The organism is Tateyamaria sp. 7Alg 36 (assembly GCF_059882455.1).
Map to the genome: position 1 here is coordinate 2320901 of NZ_CM187613.1, position 14900 is coordinate 2335800.

At 59.6% G+C, this 14900-nt stretch carries 16 protein-coding genes; 3 read left to right on the forward strand and 13 right to left on the reverse strand.

The genetic code is table 11. The annotated features are described in order from the left end of the window. Positions 1–19 precede the first annotated feature (19 nt). From AC6GQJ_RS11365 to AC6GQJ_RS11375, 3 genes are read left to right on the forward strand one after another with little or no spacing between them, the layout of a single operon-like run. On the forward strand, positions 20–1006 hold the full coding sequence (locus tag AC6GQJ_RS11365; protein WP_500773901.1) for a glycosyltransferase family 2 protein: 987 nt from the start codon (positions 20–22) through the stop codon (positions 1004–1006). Continuing rightward, positions 1003–2700 carry a DUF5927 domain-containing protein gene (locus AC6GQJ_RS11370; RefSeq protein WP_500768274.1) on the forward strand — a complete coding sequence of 566 codons (1698 nt, stop codon included), beginning with the start codon at positions 1003–1005 and terminating at the stop codon, positions 2698–2700. The genes AC6GQJ_RS11365 and AC6GQJ_RS11370 overlap by 4 nt, the downstream gene beginning before the upstream one ends. Before the next feature lie 6 nt (positions 2701–2706). Next, positions 2707–4134, forward strand: coding sequence for a nodulation protein NodH (locus AC6GQJ_RS11375; protein ID WP_500768276.1), 1428 nt, complete (start codon positions 2707–2709; stop codon positions 4132–4134). A 6-nt stretch (positions 4135–4140) separates the two neighbouring features. Here the strand turns inward: AC6GQJ_RS11375 and AC6GQJ_RS11380 are convergent, their stop codons facing one another. From AC6GQJ_RS11380 to AC6GQJ_RS11440, 13 genes are all read right to left on the reverse strand, one after another. Next, complete coding sequence (locus AC6GQJ_RS11380; protein WP_500768278.1) at positions 4141–4605, reverse strand: PTS sugar transporter subunit IIA; 465 nt, start codon at positions 4603–4605, stop codon at positions 4141–4143. 39 nt (positions 4606–4644) lie between these two features. Further along, positions 4645–5208 (reverse strand): ribosome hibernation-promoting factor, HPF/YfiA family, encoded by a 564-nt coding sequence (gene hpf / locus AC6GQJ_RS11385; RefSeq protein WP_500768279.1) that lies wholly within the window; start codon positions 5206–5208, stop codon positions 4645–4647. Between the two features lie 229 nt (positions 5209–5437). Next, the gene (gene lptB, locus AC6GQJ_RS11390; protein WP_500768281.1) at positions 5438–6196 is read right to left on the reverse strand and encodes an LPS export ABC transporter ATP-binding protein; all 759 of its coding nucleotides are present in this window, start codon (positions 6194–6196) and stop codon (positions 5438–5440) included. After that, entirely contained in the window at positions 6196–6687 is a 492-nt protein-coding gene (gene lptA, locus AC6GQJ_RS11395; protein ID WP_500768283.1) for a lipopolysaccharide transport periplasmic protein LptA, read from the reverse strand. The genes lptB and lptA overlap by 1 nt, the downstream gene beginning before the upstream one ends. Before the next feature lie 7 nt (positions 6688–6694). After that, positions 6695–7291 (reverse strand): LPS export ABC transporter periplasmic protein LptC, encoded by a 597-nt coding sequence (gene lptC / locus AC6GQJ_RS11400; protein WP_500768285.1) that lies wholly within the window; start codon positions 7289–7291, stop codon positions 6695–6697. Between the two features lie 10 nt (positions 7292–7301). Further along, positions 7302–8276: a KpsF/GutQ family sugar-phosphate isomerase gene (locus AC6GQJ_RS11405; protein WP_500768287.1), complete on the reverse strand. Its 975-nt coding sequence runs from the start codon at positions 8274–8276 to the stop codon at positions 7302–7304. Beyond that, positions 8273–8887 carry a ribonuclease D gene (locus AC6GQJ_RS11410; RefSeq protein WP_500768289.1) on the reverse strand — a complete coding sequence of 205 codons (615 nt, stop codon included), beginning with the start codon at positions 8885–8887 and terminating at the stop codon, positions 8273–8275. Before AC6GQJ_RS11410 ends, AC6GQJ_RS11405 begins: the two co-directional genes overlap by 4 nt. Positions 8888–9091: 204 nt before the next feature. Next, positions 9092–10294, reverse strand: coding sequence for a 3-oxoadipyl-CoA thiolase (gene pcaF, locus AC6GQJ_RS11415; protein ID WP_500768291.1), 1203 nt, complete (start codon positions 10292–10294; stop codon positions 9092–9094). A 77-nt stretch (positions 10295–10371) separates the two neighbouring features. Continuing rightward, entirely contained in the window at positions 10372–11331 is a 960-nt protein-coding gene (locus AC6GQJ_RS11420) for a 2-hydroxyacid dehydrogenase (protein WP_500768293.1), read from the reverse strand. Then, the gene (locus tag AC6GQJ_RS11425; protein WP_500768295.1) at positions 11328–11522 is read right to left on the reverse strand and encodes a hypothetical protein; all 195 of its coding nucleotides are present in this window, start codon (positions 11520–11522) and stop codon (positions 11328–11330) included. Before AC6GQJ_RS11425 ends, AC6GQJ_RS11420 begins: the two co-directional genes overlap by 4 nt. A gap of 20 nt (positions 11523–11542) precedes the next feature. Beyond that, entirely contained in the window at positions 11543–12880 is a 1338-nt protein-coding gene (locus AC6GQJ_RS11430) for an amidase (RefSeq protein ID WP_500768297.1), read from the reverse strand. Beyond that, on the reverse strand, positions 12877–14241 hold the full coding sequence (locus AC6GQJ_RS11435) for a TRAP transporter large permease (protein ID WP_500768299.1): 1365 nt from the start codon (positions 14239–14241) through the stop codon (positions 12877–12879). The genes AC6GQJ_RS11430 and AC6GQJ_RS11435 overlap by 4 nt, the downstream gene beginning before the upstream one ends. Positions 14242–14271: 30 nt before the next feature. Then, positions 14272–14886: a TRAP transporter small permease subunit gene (locus AC6GQJ_RS11440; RefSeq protein WP_500768301.1), complete on the reverse strand. Its 615-nt coding sequence runs from the start codon at positions 14884–14886 to the stop codon at positions 14272–14274. Positions 14887–14900 lie beyond the last annotated feature (14 nt).

Here is a 14900-nt window from a genome sequence, read left to right on the forward strand (position 1 = left end):
CGCCTGGCAGTCATATCGACTGAGACTTCAGCGTAAGCGCTGGCGCATTCGTGCGTTCCGCAAGCGTCGCGAATTGAAACGTGTCGTTAATCGCACCGACCAGATCCGCCCCGACGACCTTCTTGCCTTTACGACCATGCGGAACGAGGCTGTGCGCCTGCCCTATTTCCTTGAGTACTATCGGGACATGGGGATCAATCATTTCTTTTTCGTGGACAATGATAGCACGGATGGATCGCTCGACTATCTCGCGTCGCAGCCCGATGTGTCTGTCTGGTCCACCAAGGCGAGCTATAAGCGGTCGCGGTTCGGGGTCGATTGGCTGAACTGGCTGCAAATGAAATATGCGCATGGCCACTGGACACTGGTCGTCGATCCGGACGAATTTCTGGTCTATCCCTTCTGTGACACGCGCCCCTTGCGGGCGCTGACCGATTGGCTGGATGCGTCGTCGATCAAATCCTTCTCGGCGATGTTGCTGGATATGTACCCCAAGGGGCGGTTGGACGAACAACCCTATCAGGCGGGTCAGAACCCGATGGAGATTGCCAGCTGGTTTGACAGCGGCAATTACACGATTTCGCGCAACAAGGTTTTCGGCAATCTATGGATTCAAGGTGGGCCTCGTGCGCGCGTCTTTTTTGCGGACAAGCCCGAACTCGCGCCCGCGCTGAACAAGGTGCCGCTGGTCAAATGGGACCGGCGCTATGCCTATGTCAGTTCTAGCCACATGCTTTTGCCGCGCGGTCTTAATCAGGTCTATGATGAATGGGGCGGGGAAAAAGCGTCGGGCGTCCTGCTGCATGCCAAGTTCCTTGATACGTTCAACACCAAGGCGGACGAAGAGCTGAAGCGCAAGCAGCACTATTCCGGCTCGGTCGAATACAAGGCCTATGCGCAGACCCTGAACGACGATCCCGATCTGTGGTGCAAGTGGTCCGAAAAATATATCAACTGGCGCCAGCTTGAGATTTTGGGCCTCATGTCCAAAGGAAACTGGGCATGAGCGTCGGGATCGTCATGTTGGTCCACAATGCGCTGGACCGTGCCGAACAGGCGGCGCGCCATTGGGCGGCGGGCGGGTGCCCCGTGGTGATCCACGTGGATGTCTGCGTGCCGCGCAAGACATTCAACGCATTTTCCAAAGCACTGTCCGATGTCCCGACCATCCGGTTTTCCAAACGCTACCGCTGTGAATGGGGGACGTGGGGCATCGTTGCGGCCAGTCAGGCGGCGTCGGAACTGATGTTGTCCGAATTTACGGATGTGCGTCACGTCTTTCTCGCGTCGGGGTCTTGCCTGCCCCTGCGTCCGGTCGAGGAATTGGTGGACTACCTCGCCGATCGTCCGCGCACCGACTTTATCGAAAGCGCGACGACCGCCGATGTGCCGTGGACGGTTGGCGGCCTTGATCAGGAACGGTTCACGCTGCGGTTCCCGTTCTCGTGGAAGCGCCAGCGTGTGTTGTTCGACAAATATGTTGAACTGCAGCGGATGCTGAAATTGCGCCGAAAAATCCCCAAGGGGATCGTGCCGCATATGGGCAGCCAGTGGTGGTGCCTGACCCGTCAGACGCTGTCGGCGATCCTGCAAGGGCCGGACCGCAAGGAATACGACGCCTATTTCAAACATGTGTGGATTCCGGACGAAAGCTATTACCAGACGCTGGCGCGGCAGTATTCGATCAACATCGAAAGCCGGTCGCTGACCCTGTCCAAGTTCGACTTTCAGGGCAAGCCGCATATTTTCTACGATGACCATCTGCAGCTTTTGCGCCGCTCGGACTGCTTTGTCGCGCGCAAGATCTGGCCCCGTGCCAACCGCTTGTACGAGGCGTTCCTGACCGATCCGGCAGGCGCGATGAAACGGACCGAACCCAATCCGGGCAAGATCGACCGCATCTTTGCCAAGGCGGTTGAACGTCGGACACGCGGGCGTCCGGGTCTTTATATGCAAAGCCGCTTTCCTAACGAAGACTGGGAAAACGGTGTGACGGCCGCGCAATATTCGATGTTTCAGGGCTTTACCGAGATTTTTGAAAATTTCGAACCGTGGCTGGCGAAGGCAACCGGCGCGCGGGTGCACGGGCATTTGTTCCACCCTGATGTGGTGGAATATGCCGACGGGCAGACGACCCTGAACGGCGCCCTCAGCAACAGTGCGGCGGCGCGCGACTATAACCCCAATGCGTTCCTGACCAACCTGATCTGGAACACCCGTGGCGAACGGCAGTGTTTCCAGTTCGGCCCCTCGGACAACCAGACGGTCAACTGGCGCATTGCCAAGGATCCGAACGCGCAGGTCTCGGTGATTTCGGGGGCGTGGGCGGTGCCGCTGTTTCGGTCGAACCGGAATTTCCTCGACATCCGCAAGGAAGCTGCGCGCCTGCAAAAGATCGAAAGCGACCATTTGGATGTGCTGCGTTCGCCCTATGTGAAGGCGCGTGTGCGTATCTGGACCATGGCCGAATTTATCGAGGCCCCGATGGAGCCGCTGCAAGGTATTCTGGACGAAATCGGACAAACCCGCGCGCGGCGGCTGGCCGAGGTGCCCAAGATGGTGGATTTGACCGGATTCGGCCAATTCCTGCAAAACCTGAAGAATCAGGGCATGCACCCGCATCTGATGGGCGACTTTCCGGTGGCGCTGGTCGCGGAACCCGCGCAAGATCGACCAAGAAAACCCTATCTGGTGCGTTAATCCGACATGGCCCAATTTGACTATTTCGTGGTGTTTGCAGAAATGCGCACCGGTTCGAACTTCTTAGAAGCGAACCTGAACGCCTTTGACGGACTCGCCTGCCATGGAGAGGCGTTTAACCCGCATTTCATTGGCTATCCGAATGTCGATGATGTTCTCGGGATCACCCAGTCTGAGCGCGATGGCAATCCCAAGCACCTGTTACGCGCCATCAAAAAAACGCCCGAGCTGAGCGGCTTTCGCTATTTCCATGACCACGATCCGCGCGTGTTCGATATCGTCATGGACGATCCGAAATGTGCCAAGATCGTGCTGACGCGCAATCCGGTCGACAGCTATGTCTCGTGGAAGATCGCGCAGGCCACGGGGCAGTGGAAGCTGACCGATGCGAAGTCGCGCAAGGATGGCAAGGCCGAGTTCGAGCTCGAAGAATTTGCCGCCCATCTGTCCGCCTTGCAGGCGTTTCAGATCACCTTTCTGAACCGCTTGCAGGTGTCGGGGCAGACGGCTTTTTATGTCGCGTACGAAGACCTGCAAAGTGTGGATGTGATGAACGGCCTTGCCGCCTATCTCGGCGTCGAGTCGCGGCTGGAAGGGTTGGACAAGAACCTGAAGGTGCAGAACCCCGCTGCGCTGTCTGACAAGGTCAGCAACTTTGGTCAGATGACCGAGGCGTTGACAGGTCTGGACCGTTTCAACCTGACCCGCACGCCGAATTTCGAACCCCGTCGTGGGGCGGCGGTGCCCACCTATTTCGCGAGCGATACACTGCCGCTGGTCTATCTGCCGGTGCGCGGTGGCGCGCAGGATTCGGTGGTTGCATGGCTGAAAGAGGTAGATGGCGCGCAGGGCGGCACGCCTGGTTCAAAGCTGTCGCAGAACGATCTGCGGGAATGGATGCGCGACCATCCCGGCCATCGCAGCTTTAGCGTTCTGCGCCACCCGTTGCAGCGCGCCCATGACGTTTTCTGTCATCGCATCCTGAACACCGGCAAAGGGGGCTATGGCGGCATTCGCACGACGCTGGCCAAACGCTATGGCGTTGAACTGCCTGATGATCCGGATGGGGCGGATTATGGTGTCGCGGCCCACAGGACAGCCTTTGCGCAATTCCTGCGGTTCTTGAAGCCCAACCTAGCGGGCCAGACAGCGGTACGTGTCGATGCGGATTGGGCCAGTCAGGCAAAAACCATCGAAGGTTTTGCCGAGTTCGTTCTGCCGGATCGTCTAATGCGGCAGGACACACTGGTGCAGGAAATGTCGGATCTGGTCGCGACCTTGGGGATCGAGGGCGTGCCGCCTATCAGCCCCACGCCGGAGCAAACACGCTATTTCCTGTCCGCGATCTACGACGCGGAGATCGAACAACTTGCCCGCGCGGCCTATGCGCGGGATTACCTGATGTTCGGATTTGAGGATTTCGTGCCGCAGTAAAGGCCGTCACGCGGCCTTGGCGGGCTTTGCTTCGTTTAGGATCGCATAAAGGGTCGAAGCATCCGGATTCGCACGCAACTTGTTGCACACGGATGCGTCGCGCAGGGTGCGGGACACAAGCGCCAGCGCCTTGAGGTGCTCGACGCCTGCCTCTTCGGGGGCGAACAGCGCAAAGGCGATGTCGACGGGCTGACGATCCACCGCGTCAAAATCAATCGGCTTGTCGAGCAGGACAAAGACGCCAATGACGTCCTTGATTCCGTTCAGACGGGCATGCGGCAATGCCACCCCATGCCCGACTCCGGTGGGGCCCAGTGCTTCGCGCGCCATCAGCGCCTCGACCACCAGACCCGCATTGATACCATGGGCGCTGTGCACAAGATCGCCGATCTCTTGCAGCAGCCGTTTTTTGGACATGACCGAAGTCACAACCTTAACCGCTTCGGGTTTCAGCAAGTTTGCAAAGTCCATTTTTCTCGCCTCATCAGCGCCCATTCAGACACCGGTTCCTTATGGGTCAATCCAGCCGATGTTGCCATCATCTCGACGGTACACGACGTTCAGTCCCTCTTTGCCTTCGTTTCGGAAGACAAGCACGGGTGCGCCTGCCAGTTCCATCTGCATGACCGCCTCTCCGACTGACAGCGACGGGATGTTGGTCTCCATCTCTGCCACGATGATCGGTTGCAGGCTTTCGGGTTCGGCGTCATCCGTCCCCTGATCAGAAGCGAGGATATACGAGGACGCGCCAGAGAGTTCAACCGGGTGCGCACGGTCCTTGTGATGGTCCTTGAGCCTGCGTTTATAGCGCCTCAGCTGCTTTTCCATCTTTTCGGAGCAAGCATCAAAAGCGGCATAGATTTCAGTGGCATGGGCCTTGGCCTGTGCTGTCAGGCCAGTCGACAAATGCACCGTCGCCTCGCAGACGAATTCGTGGGCGGACTTGGAAAAAATCACCTGCGCATTGGTTGGTCGCTCTGCATATTTCTGCACGACCGCGCCTAAGTCGTCGCGCACGTGAGTCTGTAGAGCATCGCCGATATCAATCTGTTTACCACTGATTTGGTACTGCATTTCTTCTCCTTTAGTTAGGTCCGCACAGACGAAGCACCCGGGCAAGGTCGTGGCCCGGAGGCAGTGTCAGGAGAACGGAAAAAGCTTTGCCATGTTCAACCCTTGCTGGCGCTGCAACAGCGCGATGTATCGATCGGGATAAAGGAACAGCATCAAAGCCATGGTCCCATTGCACGCCAGAAACACCCGTCCTGTCAATCAAAAGACACGTGTTCCGTATTGCGCAGCCCTATTGAATGCGAAAATTTTCGCCGAGGTAGACGCGGCGCACATTCTCGTTTTGCACAACATCTTGTGGCGTGCCGGACATCAGAACCTGACCGTCATGCAGGATATAGGCGCGGTCCACGATTTCGAGGGTTTCGCGCACGTTGTGGTCGGTGATCAAAACACCGATGCCCCGTTTCTTGAGGTCGGCCACAAGGCTGCGGATATCACCGACAGAGATCGGATCGACCCCCGCAAACGGTTCGTCCAGCAGCAGGTATTTGGGATTCGCCGCCAGTGAACGCGCAATTTCCACCCGCCGCCGTTCACCGCCCGACAGGGCCAGAGCGGGGGCACGGCGCATGTGTTCAATGGAAAACTCGCTCAGCAATTCCTCAAGCCGTTCGCGCCGTTTGTGCCGGTCGGGTTCGACAATTTCGAGGATGGCGAGGATATTGTCCTGCACGCTCAGCCCGCGAAAAATACTCATCTCTTGGGGGAGGTAGCCGATTCCCATTTGCGCGCGGCGATACATCGGCAGCGCGGTCACGTCCGCCCCGTCCAACATGACCTTGCCGCCCTCGGGGGTTACTAGGCCCGCGACGGAATAGAAGGTTGTCGTCTTGCCCGACCCGTTCGGCCCCAGCAGCGCAACGACTTCGCCGCGGTTCAGCTCCATCGAAAAATCGCGGATCACCAGTTTCTTGCGGTAGGATTTCCGCAAGTGCGAGATTTTTAATCCCGACGACCCTTCGGCCAGTTTCAGCTTGGGCTTGGCCATTAGTTGCGTCCGGCTTGCAGGATCGTTTTGACCCGCCCCTGCATCCGCGCCGTGCCGTCATCAAGGTTAACCGTCATGCGGTCCGCGCTCAGCGCGCTTTGGCCCTGTGCCATCAGTACGTCGCCCGTCATCACGATCACACCGCTGTCGATGTCATAGTCGGCACGCTGCGATTCGGCGGCGTCCCCTCCCGAGGCCAGCGTCACACCGCCGGTCGCTTCGAGCTTTTGAATGCCTTCCTGATTCTGGCGATAGATCACCAGAACGCGCGCCGCAGACAGTCGCATGTCGCCCTGACCGATCACCACATTGCCGGTAAAGATCGCCTGACCGGTGGCCTGATCGACGTTCAATTCGTCGGCGGTGACTTCGACAGGGGCCGAGGTGTCCTGCTGGATCGTGCCGAACGCGACGCTGGTGCCTTGTGCCGCAACGGCCAAGGGCAATGTCAGGATAACGGCGATGCAGGAAAGGGTGCGCAGGAAAGTCACGGAAAAATCACTCTTCTTTATTTTCAGGGGTATATATCAGCTTCACGCCGTTTGTGAAAATCAAATGAGCGTTTTCGCCGCCAGATTCACGCTGAAGTCGCATACCCCCTGCTTGCAGGTTTCCGACCGGCCCGTCGCCCGTCACTGCGCCGGGCGATTGCACCAGCAGCGTGTCGAACTCTGCCAGCAGCGCGTCCGTGTTCAGGGTGTAGCCGGACGAGGTGGTGATCACGACATTTCCCTCAAGGCTGGAATTGTTGGCCGCGATATCGAACTGCCCGCGATCCGCGTTCAAAATGACGCGTGCGCCTGATGACAGGTCGATCTGTGCGGTGAAATCATGCGCTTCGTTGTTCAGCCCGCTGCGCGTGGCCATTGTGCTGGCCGATACGGACACAAGATCGCCCGCATTCGATGTGCCAGAGAATACCGGCGCGGTGATCTGCTGACCCCGCAGGCGTTCATCGATTTCAGTGTCTGCAAAGGGGATTGCGGCCGTTGGATCAATGCTGCGCGACAGCAGGAACAGGGTCGACAAAAGAAGCAGCGCCGTGATCGGCAGCAGCACCTTTAGCCATGCAACAAAGCGAGAGTAGCCATCCATCCCATATTCCCTAGCCCAGACCGACCCGCAGGCAGTCATGGATATGGATCAACCCCAGTGGCGTCTTGTCCGCCGTCACAAACAAGCAGGTGACAGAGCGCCCGCCATCCTGTCCGTTCATGATTCCAACCGCTTCTTGCGCGAGAACATCGGGGTCGATCGTTCTAGGGGATGTGGTCATCACGTCCTGCGCCGTCAAGTGCAGGAACCGGTCGCTCATGTGGCGGCGCAGGTCGCCGTCGGTGATAATTCCGGCCAAGGAACCCGTTGCATCCGTCACGCCAACCACGCCAAAGCCTTTTTGGCTGATCTCGATCAGGGCGTCCTTCATCGGGGTTTCCAGCGTGACAAGCGGCATCGCATCGCCGCTGTGCATCAGGTCACGGACCCGCATCAACAGCGCGCCCAGCTTGCCGCCTGGATGGAACTCACGGAAATGTTCGGCGGTAAAGGCGCGGTGCTTCATCAGCGCCACGGCCAGTGCATCGCCCATGGCGAGCGTCATGGTGGTAGAGATCGTGGGCACGACACCGGTGCCGCAAGCCTCGCCCAGATCGGGCAGGCGCAGGACAACGTCGCACTGGCTGCCCAAAGCGCTTTCGGGGGCTTTGGTGATCCCGATCAGCGGGATGTCAAAGCGACGGGAAAAGGCGATCATATTGGCCAGTTCCGGTGCCTCGCCCGAGTTGGAAATTGCCAGAACAACATCGTTCCGCGTCACCATGCCCAGATCGCCATGGCTCGCCTCGGCGGGGTGTACGAACTGCGCCGGAGCGCCTGTGCTGGCCAATGTCGCCGCAATCTTTCGCGCAATATGGCCGGATTTACCGATGCCCGTAACGATCACGCGCCCTTTGGCGTTCACCAGCAGGTCGATGGCCGCGCGAAACTGGTCATCAAGCCCGTCTGCCAGGGTGTTCAGCGCGTCCGCCTCGGCACGGATCACACTGCGTGCAGTGTCTATGAAAGGGGTTTTGCTGCTCATGCGTGGGCGAAAATGTCGGTTTCAGGCCAGCCGATCAGATCCAGATTGGCCCGCGTCGGCAGGAAATCGAAACAGGCTTGCGCGATCTCCATGCGCCCTTCGCGCTCAAGCCGCGTATTCAGCACTTCGCGCAGACGGTGCAGGTACAGCACGTCCGACGCGGCATAGTCGATCTGTGCCTTGCTGAGCGTATCGGCCCCCCAGTCGCTCGACTGCTGTTGCTTCGGAATATCGACCTCAAGCAGTTCCTGAAGCAGATTTTTCAGCCCGTGCCGGTCGGTATAGGTCCGCACCAGACGGCTTGCGATCTTGGTGCAATAGACGGGCGCGGTCACGGCCCCGAACGCGTTTTGCATCGCGGCAATGTCGAACCGGCCAAAGTGGAACAGCTTGAGCACATTCGGGTCCGTCAGCATGGCGCAAAGGTTCGGTGCTTCGGTCTGGCCCTGTTTGATCTGCACGATATGCGCATCGCCGTCACCGCTGGACAGTTGCACAACGCACAACCTGTCGCGATGCGGGTTCAGGCCCATGGTTTCGCAGTCGATGGCAACAACGGGCCCAAGATCAAGGCCGTCAGGAAGGTCGGAGATATGCAGATGGTTTGTCATGGACCCGCTATAGCCGTTGGATGTGTGTTGGGAAAGTGCGGTTTGATCGGTGGTTTTGCGTTTGGCCCAACGCTGCGCGGCTTTGCGCCTTTGTGACAGGAACGGCGCGGAGGATAAAAAGAGCGTGAGTTGTGCGGTATGCGCCCTGTTAGGGTCTGTTATCACCCGCCAAGGCGATCCGTCCACGATTGCCTAAACGATAATTCAAACCCGTTCCAAAATCATCGCCACGCCCTGTCCGACGCCTACACACATGGTGCAAAGCGCGTATTTGCCGCCGCTGCGTTGTAGTTGATAGGCGGCGGTCATCACCAGCCGCGCACCGGACATGCCAAGCGGATGGCCAATGGCAATGGCACCGCCTTGGGCATTCACGCGGGGATCGTCATCGGCAACGCCCAGATCGCGCAGCGTGGCAAGACCTTGGGCCGCGAAAGCTTCGTTCAGTTCGATCACGTCCATCTGATCAATGGTCAGACCTGCCCGTGCCAGCACCTTGAGACAGGCAGGCACGGGGCCGATCCCCATGACGCGGGGGGTGACGCCGGCTGCGTTCATCGCGACGATGCGCACCATTGGAGTCAGACCGTGCGTCTCGACCGCTTGGGTTGAGGCAAGCAAGAGCGCCGCCGCACCATCGTTCACGCCCGACGCGTTGCCAGCAGTGACTGTTTTGTCCACCCCATTGATACCGCGCAGCTTGGCCAATGTGGCGACATCCGTGTCAGGGCGGGGGTGTTCATCGGTGTCTACAATCACCGGATCGCCCTTGCGCTGCGGGATCGTGACCGGCGCAATCTCGGGCGCAAAGGCACCCGCCGCGTGGGCCGCTGCCCATCTTTGTTGCGAACGGGCGGCGAAAGCATCCTGATCCTCGCGGCTCACACCCCAATCTTCCGCCACATTGTCGGCAGTTTCGGGCATGGAATCGACGCCAAAAGTAGTCTCTAACTTGGGGTTTATGAACCGCCAGCCGATCGTTGTGTCATAGACTTGATTGGCGCGACTGAAGGCGCTCGCTGCTTTTGGCATCACGAAAGGCGCGCGCGTCATGCTTTCGATACCACCCGCAATGGCCATGTCGAGATCGCCCGCCTTGATCCCCCGCGCGGCGATCCCGACCGCGTCCATACCGGATGCGCACAGGCGGTTCACAGTGATCCCCGGGACCTCAACCGGCAGGCCCGCCAGCAATGCGGCCATGCGCGCGACATTGCGGTTATCCTCGCCCGCTTGGTTGGCACACCCCAGCACCACATCATCAATGGCCGCCCAGTCCAGCGACGGGTGGCGTGCCATCAGCGCCGCAATCGGCACCGCTGCAAGGTCGTCCGCACGGACCGAGGACAATGCCCCGCCATAGCGTCCGATGGGCGTGCGTTGTGCGTCGCAAATGAAAGCGTCCATTCACTCTCTCCGTAGTTCGGTGCCGGAACGTGCGGGGCCACAGGCGGGCCATGCGCCACAGGCCGTGTCAGGAAGGGTTATAGCTGGTCCTTGGGCACTTGGCCGTTGAAAAACGCATCCAGATTGTCCAGCGCCCGAAACCCCATCGCATCACGCGTGGTGCGCGTTGCACTGCCGATATGGGGCAACATAAAGATGTTGTCATAGCGCGCAAAGGCCGGGTTGCCGCCGGGTTCGACCTTGAAACAATCAAGCCCCGCCGCCGCAACCTGCCCACTGTCAAGCGCGGCCATGAGCGCGTCCTCGTCCACCAGCGCACCGCGGGCCGAGTTCACGATCACCGCCCCTTGGGGCAGCAGTGCAAAACGGGCTGGATTCATCAGGTCTGTGGTTTCAGGCGTGGCAGGGCAGTGTAGCGACAGGAAATCGGCCACGCCCAACAGGCTTTCGACACTCTCGTGGTAGGTGGCGCCGCCCGCCTGCACTTTGGGCAGTTCGGTGCGGTTGTAATAGTGGATGTCCATCCCGAACCCGCGCGCTTTTTCGGCAAAGGCGCGCCCGACACGGCCCATTCCAACGATACCAAGGCGCGCGCCCGTCACCTGTTTGCCGACCATGAAGGCGGGCGACCAACTGTCCCACGCGCCGGTCCGCACGATCCGGTCACCGGCCACAGCATGGCGCGCCGCGCCCAGCATCAGCAGCATCGCCAGTTCCGCCGTCGCATCCGACAGAACATCCGGCGTGTTGGTCACGACGATCCCGCGGGACTTGAGCGCGGGCAGATCGCAATGGTCCACGCCGACCGAATGATTGGCCACGATTTTGAGTCGGTCCGCGAATTGCGCGACCACATTGGCGCTGAAATGCTCGGAGTGGCACGGAATGATCGCATCAAAATCGGCACTGGCCGCGATCAGTTGCTCGGCCGTACCAGGATGGTCGTCGTGATTGATCACAACGTCATAATCGCGCGCTGCACGTTCCAGCGTGGCGTCGGAGAGGCGGCGGGTGATCCAGAGGCGCGGCTTGGTCATTTCTTGCGAATGCATTCGTCGAAGAAATCATAGACTGCCGCGCCGCAGACCACGATGGCGATGATCATGAACGGCAACCCGCCGGAGAATCCCGCAAATCCGGTCGAGATCGAATGCGACAACCCTCCGATAAAGATCAGCAAAAGGGCGGTGCCGATGAACCCCATGAGCAGTTTGATTCCGTATGACATGTCGCTGTCCTTTCGTTCGGTTAACTGGCCCCAGCCAGATGCAGTTGCAGCCACCGCGCCGTGCGCAGCAGGCGGTCGTCTTTTTCCACGGGGCCGATCAGTTGCACGCCGATGGGCAGGTCATTGTCCCCGACCAACAGGGGTAGGGTAACACAAGGCAGGCCCGCCAGCGTCCAAAGGGTGCAAAAGATCGGATCGCCTGTGTTAGAGCCGAATATCGGCGCTTCGCCCGCCGCCGCGGGGGCGATGATCGCGTCATATTCCAGAAAGAAATCGGCAAAGAACGCCTCGGCAGAGGCTTTGACGGCGAGCGCGTCTTCGTACTCTTCCTTTGTGATCTGGCGGCCACGGGTCAGCACAGGTTTAAGCGTCTCGCTTAATGCGTCCCAATGAGTGTCGAACGTGTCGGCCTGATGCTGGCAAATCTCGTATTCGTGGATGCGTGCCTGCACTGCCACGAGGTTGGCGAGGGTGTCTGCCGCAGCCATCCGCGTGACCTGATCACCAAGTGTGTCCATCACCGCATCCAATCCGCCGCGTGCGTCATCGGACAGCCGGTCATAGAACGGCAGGTCCAGCCAAGCAAAGTCGGGGGGAACGGGGGCTTCGGCCTCTGCCCCCTGAACCATGGGCGGGCGCGGGCGGGCAAAGCTGCACGCGTCGGTCTGGTCGTAGCTTCCGATCACATCCGTCAGCAGCGCAACATCGGCAAGCGTCCGGCCAAAGCAGCCGACCTGATCCAGAGATACGGATGTTTGCAGCACACCCGTGCGCGAGATCACGCCGCGCGTCGGTTTGAACCCAAAAGTGCCACAGAAAGACGCGGGGCGGATGACCGATCCGTTGGTCTGTGTGCCAATGGCCAGCGGCACGTGACACGCCGCAACCGCCGCCGCCGACCCGCTGGACGACCCTCCGGGCGTGCGGTCGGGGTTGTGCGGATTGCGGGTTTCGTTGGCATGGACAAAGGCCATTTCGGTCGTGACCGTCTTGCCCATAATGACCGCGCCGGCCTCGCGCAGATGTTCGACAATGCGCGCATCCGTGTCGGTTTGCCGCCCTTCGAAAATGGGTGTGCCCCGTTGGGTTGGCATGTCGGCAGTGTCGATGATGTCCTTAAGACCGACGGGAATGCCATGCAGCGGGCCGGTACCAAGGCCTGCCTTACGGATGCGGTCGCATTCGGCGGCTTGGGCCAGTGCACCGTCGCGGTCCAAATAGGCCCACGCGTGGATCGCCCCGTCGGTGTCGTCGATGCGTGCAAGGCAGGACGTCACCAGATCGACCGAACTCAGCCGCCCCGAGGCGATTTCACGAACCGCCTCGGTTGCTGTCAGAGTGTAGGGTGCGACCGTCACGGGACGTATTCACCGAACAGGAAGTCTGGGAACCACAGCGCAATACCGGGGAAGGTATACATCAGCACCATCGTCAGGATTACGATCCCCAGATAGGGCATGATTCCCTTGAAAATCTCGATCAGCTCGATCTGCTTTTTTAGCACCCCTTTTAGGTAATAGGCCGACATGGCCATGGGCGGGGTCAGGAACGAGGTTTGCAGGTTCAGCGCCACCAGCATCGCGAAGAAATAGGGGTTCACGCCGAACGGCTCCAGCAGCGGCAAGAAGATCGGGACAAAAATGATCAGGATCTCGGACCACTCCAGCGGCCAGCCGAGCACAAAGATGATCAGCTGTGCCATGATCAGGAACTGGATTGTGGTCAGGTTCATGCCGATGACCCATTCGCTGATCAGGTCATGCCCGCCGAGGTAGGAGAATACCGACGCGAATGTCCAAGAACCGACAAACAGCCAGCACACCATCGCCGTAGCCTTGGCCGTCAGGAACACGCTTTCCTTCAGCTTTTGCCACGTCATCGACCGGTAGAGCACCGCCAGAACGATGCCGCCCAGTGCGCCCATCGCTGCTGCTTCGGCAGGGGTGGCCAGACCGCCAAGGATCGACCCCAGCACCAGCGCAATCAGCACCGTCAGTGGCACGAAGGATACCAGCAGATCCCAATAGATTTTCGACGGCGGAGGCACGTCTTCGAGGTTGGGTTTGGGCGCGAGTTTCGGGTTAAACCAGACGCGCACCATCACATAGACGATGTACAGCCCCGCCAGCAGCAGCCCGGGAAACACCGCCGCCGCATAAAGGCGCAAGGGCGACAGGTTGCCAATGGCCGCATAGACGATAAGCATGATTGATGGCGGGATCAGGATGCCCAGCGTCCCGCCCGCACAGATCACGCCCGAAGCAAAGGATTTGTTGTAGTTCGCATTGGCCATCGCAGGATAGGCGAGCAGCCCCATCAGCGTCACAACCGCACCCACAATCCCCGATGCGGTCGAAAACACCGCACAGGTCAGTAGCGCGGCAATCGCCAGCGATCCGGGCAGGTTGCGCGCCGCCATGTAGAGACTGAAAAACAGCCGGTCCACGATGTTGGCGCGTTCCACCACATAGCCCATGAACAGAAACAGCGGGATCGCGACGAGGGTGTCGTTCTCCATCACCGAATAGGTGTTCTGGTTCAGCAGGTAGAAGATGTTGTTGTTGAAGATGTCAGAGAAGGTTTCGATCCCCCCCTGATAATAGGCGTAATAGCCGAACGCGACGCCCATGGCGATCAGCGTAAAGGCAATGGGGAAACCAAGCAGAACAAGCACGATAAACATGCAAAGCATCAGGATGGCGACTTCGGGGTTCGTCATTTTATTGCTCTTTCAGAAGTGGCCAAAGGCTCAGTTGGTCTTGCGGTCGATGTGGTCCTGACCGGGCAGCGGGACGGGGATACTTGCCGTTTCCATATGCATCAGCATGTCCTCGGTCTCTTTCACGTCATCCAGACGTTCCATCCAGACGCCGGTGCGCATGGCCACGACACAGCGCATCAGTTCGGCCACGCCTTGCAGTAGCAGCAGACCACCGGCCAGCGGGATCAGCGACTTGAAGAAATAGATCTGGATGCGGGCGGGGCTGTTCCAGCTGACTTCCTTGTAACGCCAGCTGTCGGCGGCGATTTCCCAGCCGTACCAGACAAGTGCCGTGATGCCGGGGAAGAAAAAGATCAGGTACAGCAGGAAGTCGACCCGCGCCTGCCAGCGCACCGAAAACAGCCGATAGAGGACGTCGCCGCGCACGTGGCTATCCTGCGCCAGCGCATAGGCGCCCGACATCAGGAACAGGGCGCCGTACATCTGCACCATCATGTCAAAGGCCCAGACGGTGGGGGCGTTCAGCACATAGCGCACGAACACCTCGTAAGATACAGACAGGGTCAGGATCAGGATACACCAGCCAAAGGCCCGTCCGATCCACAGGCTAAGCCCTTCGATTGCGTGAACTGTTTTGGTCATCTGCCCCTCCCAAG

Excerpts from the sequence above, each read along its gene's own strand:
- AC6GQJ_RS11370 (WP_500768274.1), top strand. The coding sequence starts at position 1,003 with ATGAGCGTCGGGATCGTCATGTTGGTCCACAATGCGCTGGACCGTGCC.
- AC6GQJ_RS11375 (WP_500768276.1), top strand. The coding sequence starts at position 2,707 with ATGGCCCAATTTGACTATTTCGTGGTGTTTGCAGAAATGCGCACCGGT.
- AC6GQJ_RS11380 (WP_500768278.1), bottom strand. The coding sequence starts at position 4,605 with ATGGACTTTGCAAACTTGCTGAAACCCGAAGCGGTTAAGGTTGTGACT.
- hpf (WP_500768279.1), bottom strand. The coding sequence starts at position 5,208 with ATGCAGTACCAAATCAGTGGTAAACAGATTGATATCGGCGATGCTCTA.
- lptB (WP_500768281.1), bottom strand. The coding sequence starts at position 6,196 with ATGGCCAAGCCCAAGCTGAAACTGGCCGAAGGGTCGTCGGGATTAAAA.
- lptC (WP_500768285.1), bottom strand. The coding sequence starts at position 7,291 with ATGGATGGCTACTCTCGCTTTGTTGCATGGCTAAAGGTGCTGCTGCCG.
- AC6GQJ_RS11405 (WP_500768287.1), bottom strand. The coding sequence starts at position 8,276 with ATGAGCAGCAAAACCCCTTTCATAGACACTGCACGCAGTGTGATCCGT.
- AC6GQJ_RS11410 (WP_500768289.1), bottom strand. The coding sequence starts at position 8,887 with ATGACAAACCATCTGCATATCTCCGACCTTCCTGACGGCCTTGATCTT.
- pcaF (WP_500768291.1), bottom strand. The coding sequence starts at position 10,294 with ATGGACGCTTTCATTTGCGACGCACAACGCACGCCCATCGGACGCTAT.
- AC6GQJ_RS11420 (WP_500768293.1), bottom strand. The coding sequence starts at position 11,331 with ATGACCAAGCCGCGCCTCTGGATCACCCGCCGCCTCTCCGACGCCACG.
- AC6GQJ_RS11425 (WP_500768295.1), bottom strand. The coding sequence starts at position 11,522 with ATGTCATACGGAATCAAACTGCTCATGGGGTTCATCGGCACCGCCCTT.
- AC6GQJ_RS11435 (WP_500768299.1), bottom strand. The coding sequence starts at position 14,241 with ATGACGAACCCCGAAGTCGCCATCCTGATGCTTTGCATGTTTATCGTG.
- AC6GQJ_RS11440 (WP_500768301.1), bottom strand. The coding sequence starts at position 14,886 with ATGACCAAAACAGTTCACGCAATCGAAGGGCTTAGCCTGTGGATCGGA.